The organism is Pseudochrobactrum sp. AO18b (genome assembly GCF_000409565.1).
GTDB lineage: Bacteria > Pseudomonadota > Alphaproteobacteria > Rhizobiales > Rhizobiaceae > Pseudochrobactrum > Pseudochrobactrum saccharolyticum.
The window spans coordinates 1-12,250 of sequence record NZ_ANNO01000011.1 but is presented as its reverse complement, the minus strand read 5'-3'; the positions used below and the strand labels follow the sequence as shown (position 1 = coordinate 12,250).

Annotated in this window: 10 protein-coding genes; 1 reads left to right on the top strand and 9 read right to left on the bottom strand. The window is 51.9% G+C overall.

The genetic code is table 11. The annotated features are described in order from the left end of the window. Nucleotides 1–38: 38 nt before the first annotated feature. The 9 genes from A918_RS0100695 to A918_RS0100655 form a co-directional block, all read right to left on the bottom strand. Nucleotides 39–989 (bottom strand): cell wall hydrolase, encoded by a 951-nt coding sequence (locus A918_RS0100695; protein ID WP_022709194.1) that lies wholly within the window; start codon nt 987–989, stop codon nt 39–41. A 546-nt stretch (nt 990–1,535) separates the two neighbouring features. Further along, entirely contained in the window at nt 1,536–2,222 is a 687-nt protein-coding gene (phoB, locus tag A918_RS0100690) for a phosphate regulon transcriptional regulator PhoB (RefSeq protein WP_022709193.1), read from the bottom strand. Nucleotides 2,223–2,345: 123 nt separating this feature from the next. Next, nucleotides 2,346–3,068 (bottom strand): phosphate signaling complex protein PhoU, encoded by a 723-nt coding sequence (gene phoU / locus A918_RS0100685; RefSeq protein WP_022709192.1) that lies wholly within the window; start codon nt 3,066–3,068, stop codon nt 2,346–2,348. 118 nt (nt 3,069–3,186) lie between these two features. After that, nucleotides 3,187–3,960: a phosphate ABC transporter ATP-binding protein PstB gene (gene pstB / locus A918_RS0100680; protein WP_028233202.1), complete on the bottom strand. Its 774-nt coding sequence runs from the start codon at nt 3,958–3,960 to the stop codon at nt 3,187–3,189. Between the two features lie 67 nt (nt 3,961–4,027). Then, complete coding sequence (gene pstA / locus A918_RS0100675) at nt 4,028–5,344, bottom strand: phosphate ABC transporter permease PstA (protein ID WP_022709190.1); 1,317 nt, start codon at nt 5,342–5,344, stop codon at nt 4,028–4,030. Further along, nucleotides 5,341–6,828, bottom strand: coding sequence for a phosphate ABC transporter permease subunit PstC (gene pstC / locus A918_RS0100670; protein ID WP_022709189.1), 1,488 nt, complete (start codon nt 6,826–6,828; stop codon nt 5,341–5,343). The genes pstA and pstC overlap by 4 nt, the downstream gene beginning before the upstream one ends. A 76-nt stretch (nt 6,829–6,904) precedes the next feature. Continuing rightward, nucleotides 6,905–7,951: a PstS family phosphate ABC transporter substrate-binding protein gene (locus tag A918_RS0100665; RefSeq protein WP_022709188.1), complete on the bottom strand. Its 1,047-nt coding sequence runs from the start codon at nt 7,949–7,951 to the stop codon at nt 6,905–6,907. Between the two features lie 205 nt (nt 7,952–8,156). Continuing rightward, nucleotides 8,157–9,230: an AI-2E family transporter gene (locus A918_RS19000; RefSeq protein WP_051138954.1), complete on the bottom strand. Its 1,074-nt coding sequence runs from the start codon at nt 9,228–9,230 to the stop codon at nt 8,157–8,159. Nucleotides 9,231–9,496: 266 nt separating this feature from the next. Beyond that, complete coding sequence (locus A918_RS0100655; protein ID WP_022709186.1) at nt 9,497–10,345, bottom strand: DMT family transporter; 849 nt, start codon at nt 10,343–10,345, stop codon at nt 9,497–9,499. A gap of 684 nt (nt 10,346–11,029) precedes the next feature. Between A918_RS0100655 and A918_RS18995 the strand changes: the two genes are divergently transcribed. After that, nucleotides 11,030–12,250, top strand: a 1,221-nt coding sequence (locus tag A918_RS18995; RefSeq protein ID WP_022709185.1) for an MFS transporter, incomplete at its 3' end; no start/stop codon positions are given.

The following is a 12,250-nucleotide window of genomic DNA, read 5'->3' as shown; positions in this document are numbered from 1 at the left end:
GGGGGCTTTTTCATTTCGGTCGATAACAAGATGCGGGATCAGCTTGCCGGTTCAGGGCGATCCTGCGTCAGCAACAATGCGCCGATCGCATCAACTTTCTGCTTGTTCATATCTTCCGCACCTGCTGCAAAAGCATTCTGCGTTGCGGAGGCTGCAACCGGTTTGGTTTCAAACGGCAGCTGCGCCGGAACCGGTGTGTTTACAGCCGGTGCATGATAGGCAAGCTGCACCGGTGCTTCCGCTGCAACCGGTTGTGCAGCCTGCACATCCTGCGCAGCCTGTCCGGCAGATGCCACCATCACCGGAGCAACGACAGGCAGGCGGTCGCCTTTACCGGCCTTAGCCGTATCCGTTACATCATAGATGCTATCCGGCATGGACTGGTTTCTTGGCTCATAGGCAGCCGCCAGATTATACGGGGTTTCAGGCAGCGGCGATTCCAGCGTACCGTCTCTGCGGCGCTTTTCGTAGAAAGAATTACCACCGGCAACCAGCACATAATGCATATTTCTATACGGGAATTTCAGACCGGCCGTATGGAAGAACATTGCATTCTTCAGCTTCGGATGGCGTTCGCCTTTCAGCACGGAATCCGCCGCTTCTTTCACATCCGGCAAGGCTTTGGAATTCATGGCACGGGTCATAACGCCCGGTGCAAACTGGTTCTTCTGTCCGACAACGCCGCAAATGGTTTCCGGATATTTTTCCGAGACCAGACGGTTCATCACCACCGTGCCGACTGCAACAAGGCCATCACGGCTGGAGCGGGCAGATTCAAAGAACATTGCGCGCTCAAGGCACTCGCGGTCTCTGGAGGTGTATGTGTAGGTCTTTTTGCCATTACGGACGGTTACACCGGATTCCTTGGCAGGCTGTGCAGCCTTGGCAGATTTGGAACCGGTCGAAGTCGTGGTGCAGCCAGCAAGGATAAACGGCGTGGCAACCAGAGCACCGATAAACAGTGTTTTCGCTAAATAAGAGCGTTTCAACGGTTCATCCTTATCAATAATTTCCCGTACACCCGGGTCACACAGAGATCCTGTGCGCGAGCCCCGGGAAATTCGGGGGCTATTAGGGCTAAATAAAGGCGCAAGGCCCGATTTATATTCGTGTTCCGGTTAGCGACAACCGGTTAAAATTTACCCCAAGAAAATGCGCCTCATTAGTTAACGCTTTGTTAACGCATTCTTTTGAGTGATTACTAAAATACGCAAGATTACGTAAAGACTTCACTAACCTTGTGAAATGAAGCAGCTTGCCGGATCATGGCTTTGCAGCATTTCCGGTACGATATTGCCTTATTTCACAACCTGATAGCACCTCAGACACGGGCGCATCATGCAATTGACCGCCCCGTTGCGTTAGTCATAATTCATTACAGCGCGTTACAAATGGCTGATATTTTGTGAAGGCAATTTGCTTTTATGACGCTAGAGCCTTTGCAGACACGGCTTTTCGCAGAATCAGAAATATAAAAACCGGCGTGAATTTTCTTCACACCGGTTCAGTATTTTTCAAAAATATCCGGCCGGTTATCAGCCGAAAGCATAACCGGCACCGCGAACGGTGCGAATCGGATCCACTTCACGACCGGTATTGATCGCCTTGCGCAGACGGCCGATATGCACATCCACCGTGCGGTCGTCGACGTAAATATCCCGTCCCCAAATACCATCCAGCAATTGCGTGCGCGAGAAAACGCGCCCCGGTGCCATCATGAAATATTCCAGCAAACGAAACTCTGTCGGCCCGAGTTTGATTTCGCGTTCCTTGCGGTAAACGCGGTGCTGCTGACGGTCGAGAACAATCTCACCGACTTTCAGCACATGGGAAAGCACACTCGGGTTAGCGCGGCGCAGCATCGCCTTGATACGTGCCAGCAGTTCCGGTGTGGAGAATGGTTTGACAACATAATCATCCGCACCAACGGCCAGACCGCGCACGCGCTCGGATTCCTCACCGCGTGCTGTCAGCATGATAATCGGCAGACGTTCTGTCTCTGCGCGCTGACGCAGACGGCGGCAAAGTTCGATGCCGGAAACACCAGGCAGCATCCAGTCGAGAACCAGAAGATCAGGGACGTTTTCGCGTAAATAAATTTCGGCTTCATCGCCACGCAGGATCGTATCGACCTGATAGCCTTCAGCCTCAAGATTATAGCGCAGCAATTCGCTGATGGCTTCTTCGTCTTCAACAACCGCTATTCTTGGCGTGTGTGACATTGCGTATCCACTATTCGTTTAGACATAAGGGGGCATTTGCATTCCGGCACAGCCGGAATGCATGATGTTTATTCTGACAGGCAGGGCTGAATGCCCTGCATATCCGCTGCCGGTTAGAACAGCTTAGTTTTTATGCAATTCGTCGAGAACGACGTCATGGCTCAGATCATCTTTCGGACGATCCGGCGGCATCTGATTACCGGTGACAATGTAATAGACTGTCTCGGCAATATTGGTGGCATGATCGCCGATACGCTCAATATTCTTGGCGCAGAACAGAAGATGCGTACAGGCCGTAATATTGCGCGGATCTTCCATCATATAAGTCAGAAGTTCGCGGAACAGCGATGTGTACATCGCATCAATTTCATCATCGCGGTCGCGGACAATATTGATCTGGGTCACAGAACGCGTTGCATAGGCATCCAGCACATCTTTAAGCTGGGTGCGGGCAAGCTCTGCCAGTGTTTCCAGACCGCGATAAAGCTTCACCGACTGGCGTGTTTCCGAAACGGCAACGACACGCTTGGCAATGTTTTTGCCCATATCGCCCACGCGTTCCAAATCCGCTGAAATACGGATCGCGCCGATAATTTCGCGCAAATCCACAGCCATCGGCTGACGCTTGGCGATAATCATAATCGCCTTGTCATCAATTTCACGTTCGCCTGCATCAAGGATCAGATCCTCGGAAATGACCCGCTGTGCCAGCGCATTATCGGCAGTCACAATCGCCTTGATGGACTGCTCCACCATACGCTCCGCGTGACCGCCCATTTCGGCGATTTTACGGGCGAGAAACTTCAGTTCTTCATCATAGGACGTAACCGTATGCTGTGACGGCATGGAAATTTCCTTATCCTGTGGCACTGCCAAAGCAGTCTGTAAAACTCCAGAGCATTTCCGGCTTATATTGCCTCATAGAAAATGCTCTATCTTGTTTGTTTTTACGTGTAAGCTCAGATCAGCCGAAACGGCCGGTAATATAGTCCTGCGTACGTTTTTCTTTCGGCGTGGTGAACATCATATCCGTGTCACCGACCTCTACCAGATTGCCCAGATGGAACATGGCTGTGGTCTGCGAAATACGCGCAGCCTGCTGCATTGAGTGGGTCACGATGACAATCGTATAGTCACGGCGCAACTCGTCAATCAGCTCTTCCACTTTCGCGGTTGCAATCGGGTCAAGCGCCGAGCAAGGCTCATCCATCAGAATGACTTCAGGGCTCACCGCAATTGCGCGGGCAATGCAAAGACGCTGCTGCTGGCCGCCGGAAAGACCTGTGCCTGCATCATTGAGGCGATCTTTCACTTCTTCCCAGAGGCTGGCGCCACGCAGGCTCTTCTCAACGATGACATCGAGATCCGCACGGCTGCGCGCCAGACCATGAATGCGCGGGCCGTAAGAAACATTCTCATAGATCGATTTCGGAAACGGATTTGGCTTCTGGAACACCATGCCGACACGGGCACGCAGTTCCACCACGTCGATTTTCGGATCGTAAATATCCTCGCCATCGAGCGTGATAAGACCTTCAACGCGGCAACCTTCAATCGTGTCATTCATACGGTTGAGCGAGCGCAGGAAAGTCGACTTACCGCAACCGGACGGGCCGATCAGCGCGGTTACGCTGTTTTCTTCAATATCCAGATCAACACCGTGCAAAGCCTGTTTTTCACCGTAGAAAACTTTGACCTTGTCCCCGCGCATTTTGATTTTTTTTGGCAAGGCGTTCATCTTTTCTCCGAGTGTTTTCTCTAAAGTATAATCATTCATCAGGTTCATGATCGCAACTCCGTCCCGATTACCATCTGCGCTCAAAACGGCGGCGCAGAATGATTGCGGCAATATTCATCACAGCGAGGAACAGGAGGAGCACAATAATCGCACCCGATGTCCGCTCTACAAAAGCACGTTCTGCTTCATTAGCCCACATGAAAATCTGTACCGGCAGTGCAGTCGCAGGATCCATAGGAGTAACTGGAGCATTGGCAACAAAGGCAACCATACCGATCAGCAACAGCGGCGCTGTTTCACCCAGTGCCTGAGCCAGACCGATAATCGTGCCGGTCAGAATGCCCGGCGCGGCCAGCGGCAGCACGTGGTGGAACACAACCTGCGTTTTGGAAGCACCAAGCCCCAGAGCCGCAGCACGGATTGATGGCGGCACCGCACGCAAAGCTGCGCGCGTTGCAATAATGATTGTCGGCAATGTCATCAGCGTCAGCACCAGACCACCAACCAGCGAGGCCGAACGCGGCATGCCAAAGAAGTTGATGAAAACCGCCAGACCCAGCAGACCGAACACGATGGACGGCACCGCAGCAAGATTGTTGATATTCACTTCAATAATATCGGTGAAGCGGTTTTTACGCGCATATTCTTCCAGATAAATCGAAGCAGCAACACCAATCGGCAGAGCAAAGACCAGCACGATCAGCATCATATAGAGCGAGCCGATCAGCGCGACGCCCAGACCCGACGTTTCCGGACGGCTGGAAGCACCCATGGTGAACAGGCCGGTATTGAAGGACTGGCGCATAACGCCTTCATCCTTCAGTGTCTTCATCCAGCCAACCTGAAGATCGGAGACTTTACGCTTGCTCTGGTCAACCGACAGGTCGATCTGACCTTTATTGGCCGAGTCAATATCCGCAGCCGCAAGGAATTTGATTGTCTGGGTTGTGCCGATCAGTTTCGGATCAGCCATCACCATTTCACGCAATTGCAGACGAACGCCATCCGAATAGAAGCGGGTCATATCGCGCATGGCAGGACGGTTGGATTTCTCCACACCGAGCTTGTCAGCCAATGCATTGCGCACCAGCAGCGGATAATTCGCTGTAATCAGCACATTCGGATTGCTTGCGCGTTCATTGGACGGATCAATCACCTTCTCATCCAGCAGCACCGGAATTTCGATCGTTGTCTGCCAGAAGGCTGTGTAGCCTTTGGAAAACACCGAGAAAAACAGCGCACAGAGGAAGAAAATACCGATTGCAATCGCAATCACACCATACATGCGGAAACGGCGTTCTGCAGCATAGCGGCGCTTGATGCCAATATCACGGCGGGCAGGTGCGGTTGAAGTTGTCTTGGGAGTGAAAACAGCGTCGGTCATTCATATTGCTCCCGATATTTACGCACAATGTAGAGAGCGAAAATATTCATCAGCAGGGTCAGGAAGAAGAGCGTAATACCCAGTGCAAAAGCCACCAGTGTCTGCGGTGAGTTGAACTCAAGGTCACCGGTCAGCTGGTTGACGATTTTTACAGTGATCGTCGTCATTGCTTCAAACGGGTTGAGCGTCAGATTGGCAGCCACACCCGCAGCGAGTACCACGATCATGGTCTCACCAATGGCGCGGGAAGCGGTCAGCAGCAGCGCACCGACAATACCCGGCAGCGCAGCAGGCAGGATCACACGCTTGATCGTCTCGGAGCGGGTGGCACCCAAACCCAATGAGCCGTCACGCAGGGAGCGTGGTACGGCAGTGATAATATCGTCGGACAAAGAGGATACGAACGGGATCAGCATCACGCCCATCACTAAGCCGGCAGTGAGCACACTCTGCGCCATGATGAAACCCTGACCACCGGTCAGGGCGGCACTCAGGTCACGCAGGAACGGGCCGACTGTGACCAGCGCGAAGAAACCGTAAACAATGGTCGGAATACCGGCCAGCACTTCCAGCAGCGGCTTGACGATAGCGCGGGTTTTGGCACCGGCATATTCCGACATATAAATCGCGGCGAACAGACCAACCGGCACCGCGAAGACCATGGCGACCAGCGCGATATAAAGCGTACCGGCAAGCAGCGGGATCAGACCGAACTGACCATGGGAATCTGTGGCACCGGCAGCGGCAAAACGCGGATCCCAAACCGTTCCGAAGAAAAATTCGTAGGCCGGAACATCGCTGAAGAAATTGATTGTCTGAAACAGCATCGAGAAGACGATGCCGACAGTGGTAAGAATGGCGATGGTTGAGGCAGCGATCAGCCCCCACAGCACAATGCTTTCCACATTGTTGCGGGCGCGGACGCGCGGTGCGATTGTCATCCAGCCAAAGATAAATCCGGCAATAGCCAGAGCAATCGTCAGACCTGCGCGGATATTCGAGGATAAGGCGGCTGCCTTGTTCCATTGTACCGCAACCGGCACCATCACATCCTGACCTTCTGTCGCCAGCGCGATGCCTTTTTCAGCCATCAAAGCGCGAACTTCAGAATAGGTCTGCGGCAGGTTTTCACGGCTCGACGGATCAAGACGCTCAAACCCGTGTGCGAGGCTTTTCACCACGCCGAGCGACAGGCTTTCGCTGTAATTTTCAGTGTTGCCGAGAGCATCCTGCAACTGCGATTTGGCAGTCTGCTCCAGATAGACGGTGGCGCTCAGCGACCAGACGACAAATAAAATAATTGCCGGCATGACTGTCAGAGAGAAAACCCACCATCCGTGATAATGCGGACGGGAATGTGGTTTCTCTTTTTTATCTGCCACGTTTTTTACGGTATTCAATTGTGCAACCGCTTTGGCGCGGCCAAGGAAAAATCCTGCGACGCCCAGCACGAAGACAATTGTTAAGACCAGCATGATCGACATTTAAATTCCCTGATCACCGTCCACGACAAAAGACAATCCGGGCGCAGAGCTTGTCTGCACCCGGACCATATTCAAATTATTTAACCTGCATTACAGTACCGGCTGCAAATGCATCGCGCTGTTCTTTGCGCTCTGCTTCCGGTGCCGGAACCAGACCATAGTCTGCCAGCGGGCTTTCATCACCAATCATCTGATCGGAAAGGAAGAATTCCACATATTCTTTCAGACCAGGGATCACGCCCAGATGCGCTTTCTTCACGTAGAAGAACAGCGGACGGGAAACCGGATATTCGCCTTTGGCAATGGTTTCAACGCTTGGAACGATATCGTTCACAGTTGCAACCTTCAGCTTGTCAGCATTGTTTTCATAGAAGGACAGGCCGAATACGCCAACGCCGGTTTTATTGGCGCTGATGCGGGCGAGTGTTTCGCTGTAGTCACCGTCAATATCAACAGCCTTGCCGTCTTTACGCACAGCGATACAGGTCTTGGCAGCTGCCTTGTCATCTGCACCACCGGCTTTGATGACTTCCAGCGCGCCGCTTTCTTTACAACCGTCAGCGAGCAGCTTTTCTTCGAAAACTTCACGGGTACCGTGTTTTTCACCCGGAATGTAAGCAGCAATATCCCAATCCGGCAGAGCGGCGTTAACTTGATTCCACTTGGTGTTCGGATTATCTACCAGCTTACCGTCTACAACGATTTTAGCAGCAAGAGCCTTGTAAACATCAACCGGAGCCAGCTTCCAGTCCGGACCGTTAATGTCAGTTGCGAAAACGATACCGTCATAACCGATGCGTACTTCCTGAACATCTTTTACACCTGCATCGATGCAGGACTGCAGTTCAGAAGACTTCATTGCGCGGGATGCATTGGCGATATCGATTGTGTTTTCGCCTACACCTTTACAGAAATCCTTGATGCCTGCGCCCGAACCGCCGGATTCAATAACAGGGGTTTTGAAATCCGGATAGGTTTCGCCGAAAGTTTCAGCAACGATCTTGGCATATGGCAGAACGGTTGACGAACCGGCAACCTGAATCTGGTCGCGAGCCTGAGCGGCAGTAGCACCGGCTACAGCAGCAATTGCCAATGCAGCAGTCGTTGTAATCAGCTTATTCATAGGAGCAGCTCCAGTTAGAAGAATGAGGTAACGTTTTGGACGTTACCAGCCATCTACGCGCTCTATATAACAGCTATATGACACTAATATTACAGGTTTGTATCAGTGCTCAATTCAGCATTTTATAATAAAAAAATGCAATTTCCCGCACGACCAATACAGAGCCAAAAAATTCAGACCCTGAAAGCAAAATGAAAACAATCGGTTAGGATGGCTTCGCTTTTTCCTCACCGGTTTCGTTCTCATCTTCTGTGGTCTGCGCCGACAAGAAATTGCCCACATGGCGCAATGTTTCAAAGTGGTCACAGAAAACTTTTATGACAACCAGAAGCGGCACCGCTATCAGGGCGCCGATGAAGCCCCACAGCCATGACCAGAAGGCAACGGCTACAAAAACCGCAACCGTATTCAGTTCAAGACGCCGGCCGATAATGGTCGGCGTTACAATCTGCCCTTCGAGAATATTACAGGCCAGCACAAAAGCCGGAGCCAGCATGGCATAGGCGATCTGGTCAAAGGACACGATGGCAATGATCCCGACCACGACAATTGTCGTCAATGCGCCGATATAGGGCAGGAAATTAAGCAGCGCCGCCATCACACCGAAGACAAACGGTGTCGGCATCCCCAATGTCCACAGCCCCAGACTGATTGCCAGCCCCAAAAGCCCGTTAATAACCGTGATCGTCAGCAGATAGCTGGAAATAACCTGTTCCACATCATAGACGACACGCAAGGCACGCTTCTTTTCGCTCAGTTTGCCAAAAGACTGGATGATCTTTTCATAGAACATGGTTCCCGAGGCAAGAATGAACAGTGTCAGGATAAATGTCACAGCAATTGTCGTGCCTCCTGACAAGACATTGCCCGCAGCCTGTGAAAGAATTCCGGGCTGCGCCAGCGAAACTGTCTGCACTTTGGGGTCTTGTCCCATTTGTGCGACCTGATCGACCTGCTTGCTGATATTGAGCAAATGTTCTGCCGGTGCGCGCAACCGGTGCAGCTTCTCTGTCAGCTCCCGCCCGATCTCCGGTGCTTCACTCACCATTTCCGTAACCGGCCCGCTTAAAAGATAGCCGGTCACTCCGATGAAGGAAAAAGAAAAGACCACAAGCAGAGTGGCCGAAATAGCTTCGGAAATGCCGAGCCGTTTTTTGGAGAAACGGACAATCGGTGTCAGCATCAGCGCCAGCAAAATGGCCAGCGTGACCGGCATGAAAAAATCCCGCGCAAAATACAGCGCATAAACCAGCATCATCAGAAAAATACCGGTCAGCATTGCGCGGCCTGTACGCACATATTTCGTCAGATTTTGCAGATTTCCGCTTTCAGGCAAAGGATGCGCCGGATAAATCAGCTCATTTTCAGCATCGGATATCGACGTCTTATTATCATGCGGCATCTGCATCCGCCTCCCCCTCATTCCTATGCGGATTATTCCCGCTATGCCGGTAAATTAAGGGAGACAGCAATGCCGTCAATATAAAGCGATAAATATAGTCCGCCAGCCGGCATGATCCGGCTGGTTCAAAGCAAAAGCATATCTTAATTCAGCACCAGCCAGCCGGAAATCAGGATGACGACGGCACCGGCCAGCATGTGAATTTCCACCGGAGCGTTAAACAGTAATGCCCCATAGAACAGTCCCCAGATAATCTGGCTATATTGAACGGGCGCAACAATCGCGGCAGATCCCAGACGGAACGCTTTAACAATCATCGTCTGCGCAAAAGCAATCAGCCCGCCGCCGAGAAGCGCCAGCCCCAGATCCTGCCACTGCGGTGTAATCAGGCCGTTATAAAGCGCCAGCAATCCGGCAAAACAGGACTGGACAATCAGCAGAGCAACAACCAGCGCCTTGTCAGACTCATCGCTTTTGGCACGGCGCAGCAAAACCTGCGCAATGGCGAAAAACAATGCCGAACCCAAAGCGGCCAGATGCCCCGCAGACAATGGTGCCGCACCCGGCTGCAAAATCCAGATCACACCGGCGAAGCCGAGAAGAACGCCGAACCAGCCCCGCAAGGAGAGGCGCTCTCCCACCATGATAAAAGCAACAATCGCGACAAAAATCGGAGACAGAAAGCCCAAAACATAGGCTTCAGCCAGCGGTAAAGCCGAAAATGCATAATAGATCAGCAGCGTATTCATCGACAACAGCAGCGCACGGCCAAAGGCCAGTTTTGGATAAACCGGCAGCAAACGCTTTGCCTGCCCGCTGAGACAGCCATGAACAACAATGAAAGACAGAGCAAAAACGGACAGCAAAAATGTTGTCTCATAAACACCGATGCGGGCGCTCAGTGTTTTGACAATTGTATCCGCCCCTGAAAATGCTGTGAAAGCAATAAAGGCAATCAAAGCTGCGCGGAGATTATGCGTTTGCGTATTCATATTGTCACTGCCGTAAAGGTGCCTGGCCTTAAAAATATGGGGCCATAAATGTGCGGGTTTTCGGAGAGTATTCCGGCAGACTGGCGCTCCCCACACTCAGCCCCCTTCACATTCAGCATGTGACGTCAGATCAATTATCGGCACCAAAGCATAGTCTGAAACATAAGGCTCTGTTGCGAGCGCGACGTTACTGTTTCTTTTGAAGAAAGCAAGAGAGCTGTTTCGATTTCAACAATGGCCCGTATCTATTCTTTTCAGCAGCTATGCAGATGCAATTTTATAACATTTTAAAACTCTCATACGCACGAAACTTTCAAGCATTTAAAGAATACAAGCCAATGCCTCATAAATTGCCCGCCAGCCAGTAGACAAAACCGATTTATCGGCATAGGCCGTTTACGTTAAAGTCAAAGAACCTCTCTGTTCAGGCATTTTTCAGGCTGCATCTCCCGATCAGTCAGGCTGTAGTTAAACACATGGTCTGGCTCTGTGCGCCGGATAATATCTGCGGCAGCAGAGTGTTTTTCGTTTCCTTTTTAGAGAACGGCAACACCGGATAAAGCGTATCGCCTGAAACAGAACGGATAAACGTGTCTCCCAAGACGTTTCCGTTTTCAGTTTCTCAGGCCGATATTTCGCTTTGCAATATCCGGTTTTGCTTTTTGGTGTAAGATTGGATTTGAAATGTCGCCTAAAGACAATGCTTCACCGGCTCATTCGCCGGCGCCGGAGCTCGACCGAAAAACCCGCATAAAATCTATTCTCGGCGGTTCTGCCGGTAATCTTGTTGAGTGGTATGACTGGTATGTCTATGCTGCTTTTACGCTTTATTTTGCGCCTAAATTCTTCCCGTCAGGCAACCAGACAGCCGAGCTGCTGAGTGCTGCGGCCGTGTTTGCAGTCGGCTTCCTGATGCGCCCGATCGGCGCATGGATCATGGGTATCTATGCCGACCGCAAAGGCCGCAAAGCCGGTCTGACCCTTTCTGTTACGCTGATGTGTATCGGCTCGCTGATTATTGCAGTGACACCGGCCTATGAAACAATCGGCGTTATGGCACCGGCATTGCTCGTTTTTGCCCGCCTGTTGCAGGGTCTGAGTGTGGGCGGTGAATATGGCGCCAGCGCAACCTATTTGAGCGAGATGGCTGGCAAAAGCCGCCGTGGTTTCTTCTCCAGCTTCCAATATGTGACCCTTATTGCCGGTCAGCTGACCGCCCTCGGCGTCTTGCTGATCCTTCAGCGTCTTCTCACACCGGAACAGCTCGGTGAATGGGGCTGGCGTATTCCGTTCTTCATCGGCGGTCTGCTGGCGATCTTCGTATTCTGGGTTCGCCGTGGTCTTGTGGAAACAAAATCATTCGATAATGCCAAAACCAGCGACAAACCACGCTCCAGCGGTTTTGCCCTGTTCAAGCATTATCCGAAAGAAGCCTTCACCGTTCTGGCACTGACAGCCGGTGGTACGCTGGCCTTCTACACATACACAACCTATCTGCAGAAATTCCTCGTCAACACTTCCGGTTTCAGCAAGGAATCCGCCAGTGAAATCACTGCGCTCGCACTGCTGATCTTCATGCTGATCCAGCCGCTGGCCGGTGCGCTTTCCGACCGCGTTGGCCGCAAGCCACTGATGATCGGTTTTGGTGTGATGGGCGTGTTGTTCACCTATCCGATCTTCTCGACCCTCTCGACAACAACCAATCCATATGTGGCTTTCGGTCTGTCGCTGGCAGGCCTGATTATCGTGACCGGTTACACCTCGATCAATGCGGTGGTGAAGGCAGAAATGTTCCCTGCGCATATCCGTGCGCTTGGTTTTGCTCTGCCTTATGCGCTGGCCAATACGATTTTCGGTGGTACCGCTGAATGGGTAGCGCTGAAATTCAAACTGTCCGGCTATGAA

Excerpts from the sequence above, each read along its gene's own strand:
- phoB (WP_022709193.1), bottom strand. The coding sequence starts at position 2,222 with ATGTCACACACGCCAAGAATAGCGGTTGTTGAAGACGAAGAAGCCATC.
- phoU (WP_022709192.1), bottom strand. The coding sequence starts at position 3,068 with ATGCCGTCACAGCATACGGTTACGTCCTATGATGAAGAACTGAAGTTT.
- pstB (WP_028233202.1), bottom strand. The coding sequence starts at position 3,960 with ATGAACGCCTTGCCAAAAAAAATCAAAATGCGCGGGGACAAGGTCAAA.
- pstA (WP_022709190.1), bottom strand. The coding sequence starts at position 5,344 with ATGACCGACGCTGTTTTCACTCCCAAGACAACTTCAACCGCACCTGCC.
- pstC (WP_022709189.1), bottom strand. The coding sequence starts at position 6,828 with ATGTCGATCATGCTGGTCTTAACAATTGTCTTCGTGCTGGGCGTCGCA.
- A918_RS0100665 (WP_022709188.1), bottom strand. The coding sequence starts at position 7,951 with ATGAATAAGCTGATTACAACGACTGCTGCATTGGCAATTGCTGCTGTA.
- A918_RS19000 (WP_051138954.1), bottom strand. The coding sequence starts at position 9,230 with ATGCTGACCGGTATTTTTCTGATGATGCTGGTTTATGCGCTGTATTTT.
- A918_RS0100655 (WP_022709186.1), bottom strand. The coding sequence starts at position 10,345 with ATGAATACGCAAACGCATAATCTCCGCGCAGCTTTGATTGCCTTTATT.